This is a genomic window from Microbacterium sp. ARD31 (genome assembly GCF_031844425.1).
In genome coordinates this window covers 1-2,633 of sequence record NZ_JAUZVE010000124.1, presented here as the reverse complement: position 1 = coordinate 2,633, position 2,633 = coordinate 1, and the positions used below count along the sequence as shown (strand labels likewise).

The following is a 2,633-nucleotide window of genomic DNA, read 5'->3' as shown; positions in this document are numbered from 1 at the left end:
GGCGCCGATCGAACCGGGCTTGCGGTGGTTGCGGTGCGCACCGTGCGAAGCGGAGACGCCCTTGAAGTTGTGACGCTTCATGACACCGGCGAAGCCCTTGCCCTTGCTGGTGCCGACGACGTCGACCAGCTGGCCGGCCTCGAAGGTGGCGTCGACGGTGAGCTCCTGACCGAGTGAGTAGTCAGCGGCATCCGCCGTGCGCACCTCGGTGAGGTGACGACGCGGGGTCACACCGGCAGCCTCGAAGTGGGCCGTCTGCGGCTTGTTGACCTTGCGGGGGTCGATCTGGCCGTAAGCGATCTGCACGGCGTTGTAGCCGTCGCGCTCGGGCGTGCGCACCTGGGTCACCACGTTGGGGGCGACTTCGATGACGGTGACGGGAACGACCTTGCCGTTCTCGTCCCAGACCTGGGTCATGCCGAGCTTGGTGCCCAGCAGGCCCTTGGAAACCTTGGAGTTGATGTCAGCCATGATGATCGACCTCAGAGCTTGATCTCGATGTTGACGTCGGCCGGGAGGTCGAGACGCATCAGCGAGTCGACGGCCTTGGGCGTCGGGTCGATGATGTCGATGAGGCGCTTGTGGGTGCGCATCTCGAAGTGCTCGCGGCTGTCCTTGTACTTGTGCGGCGAACGGATGACTGCGATCACGTTCTTCTCGGTCGGAAGGGGCACCGGGCCCACGACCGTCGCGCCCGCACGGGTCACGGTGTCGACGATTTTGCGTGCCGACGAGTCGATGACCTCGTGGTCATACGACTTCAGGCGAATGCGGATCTTCTGTCCCGCCATTGTCTGCTCACTCTCTTTCTCGCGTCGTACCTCGAGGGCATTGGACGCACGGGGCGCTTGCGCGCCGGGCACTTCTCCCCGCCCGGAGGTGGGGGATCCGTCACCGCTGTTCTGATGTCAGTCCGCAGGAGACCTGCGGCATCCGCTTCCCCTCGCACGCACGCGTGCGGATCCGTTTCCGGAGTGGGTGTGGGGATGTGATGTTCTGCTGCCCGCGGCCTAGGCTTCTCGCCTATGCACTGCCCTGGCAGTGATCCCGCGCAGAGCGCAGGAATGTGGAACCTGTACAGTCTACGTGCCGTTCGGGCGTGTCGCAAACCCGGGCGTGTCGCGCCGCCGGGTACGCTCCCCCACTGCCGTCGCCGGGCACAGCAGAGGGGCCGGATGCCGCAGCATCCGACCCCTCGCAGGGCTCACTCGTTCCCGATACGCCGATCCACGTTGCCGCGGACCTCGTCGACCTTCGCGTCGACCGAGTCGGGAGCGACCTTCTTCACGAAATCGGCCGCGGCGTCGAGGACCTTGTCGCTGACGTCCTCGGCCTTGTCCGACTTCAGGTTCCGGTCGATCTCCTCCTTGTGCTGCTCGAGGAACTGCTTGCCCTTGCCCACCACATCGTCGATACCCATGGGATCCCTTCCGTCTCGGACCGCGGATGCCGCGGCGCGGTCAGTCTAGGGCCGCCCCCACCCGATCGCACCCCCTTGCAGGAACGACGAAGGGGCCGGGCCCGAAGGCCCGACCCCTGTCGGTGAGTCCGAAGGACTTACTTGATGATCTTGGTCACCGTGCCGGCGCCGACGGTGCGGCCACCCTCACGGATCGCGAAACCGAGTCCATCTTCCATGGCGATGGGCTGGATGAGCTCCACCGTCATGTCCGTGGTGTCACCGGGCATGACCATCTCGGTGCCCTCGGGCAGCGTGATGACGCCGGTCACGTCCGTGGTACGGAAGTAGAACTGCGGGCGGTAGTTCGTGTAGAAGGGGTTGTGACGGCCGCCCTCCTCCTTCGAGAGGATGTAGGCAGTGCCCTCGAAGTTGGTGTGCGGCGTAACCGAACCCGGCTTCACGACGACCTGGCCACGCTCGACGTCGTCACGCTTGAGACCACGGAGGAGCAGACCACAGTTCTCGCCGGCCCAGGCCTCGTCGAGCTGCTTGTGGAACATCTCGATACCCGTGACCGTGGTCTTCTGCGTCGGGCGGATGCCGACGATCTCGACCTCGGAGTTGATGGCGAGGGTGCCACGCTCGGCGCGACCGGTGACGACCGTGCCACGACCGGTGATCGTGAAGACGTCCTCGATCGGCATGAGGAAGGGCTTGTCCTTGTCGCGGACCGGGTCGGGGATCGACTCGTCAGCGGCGTCCATCAGGTCGAGGATCGACTGGACCCACTGCTCGTCGCCCTCGAGAGCCTTGAGGCCCGAGACGCGGACGACCGGAGCGTCGTCGCCGGGGAAGCCCTGGCTGGACAGCAGCTCGCGGACCTCGAGCTCGACGAGCTCCAGGATCTCCTCGTCGTCGACCATGTCGGACTTGTTCAGCGCGACCATCAGGTACGGAACGCCGACCTGCTTGGCGAGCAGGACGTGCTCACGCGTCTGAGCCATCGGGCCGTCGGTGGCGGCGACCACGAGGATCGCGCCGTCCATCTGAGCGGCACCGGTGATCATGTTCTTGATGTAGTCAGCGTGACCCGGGGCGTCGACGTGTGCGTAGTGACGCTTCGGGGTCTCGTACTCGACGTGCGAGATGTTGATCGTGATACCACGCTGGCGCTCTTCGGGAGCGGAGTCGATCGACGCGAAGTCACGCTGCACGTTGGTGGCCGACGGGA

At 65.6% G+C, this 2,633-nt stretch carries 4 protein-coding genes; all 4 read right to left on the bottom strand.

What is annotated here, in order from left to right; translation table 11 throughout:
- Window positions 1-471 (bottom strand): 50S ribosomal protein L3 (rplC, locus tag Q9S36_RS51540; RefSeq protein WP_311292444.1); only part of this gene is annotated, 471 nt, incomplete at its 3' end.
- Between the two features lie 11 nt (window positions 472-482).
- The gene (gene rpsJ, locus Q9S36_RS51535) at window positions 483-791 is read right to left on the bottom strand and encodes a 30S ribosomal protein S10 (RefSeq protein ID WP_018171443.1); all 309 of its coding nucleotides are present in this window, start codon (window positions 789-791) and stop codon (window positions 483-485) included.
- Between the two features lie 413 nt (window positions 792-1,204).
- Window positions 1,205-1,420, bottom strand: a complete 216-nt coding sequence (locus Q9S36_RS51530; RefSeq protein ID WP_311292443.1) for an Rv0909 family putative TA system antitoxin — start codon at window positions 1,418-1,420, stop codon at window positions 1,205-1,207.
- Window positions 1,421-1,557: 137 nt separating this feature from the next.
- On the bottom strand, window positions 1,558-2,633 hold a 1,076-nt coding region (tuf, locus tag Q9S36_RS51525; RefSeq protein WP_311292442.1), incomplete at its 5' end, for an elongation factor Tu.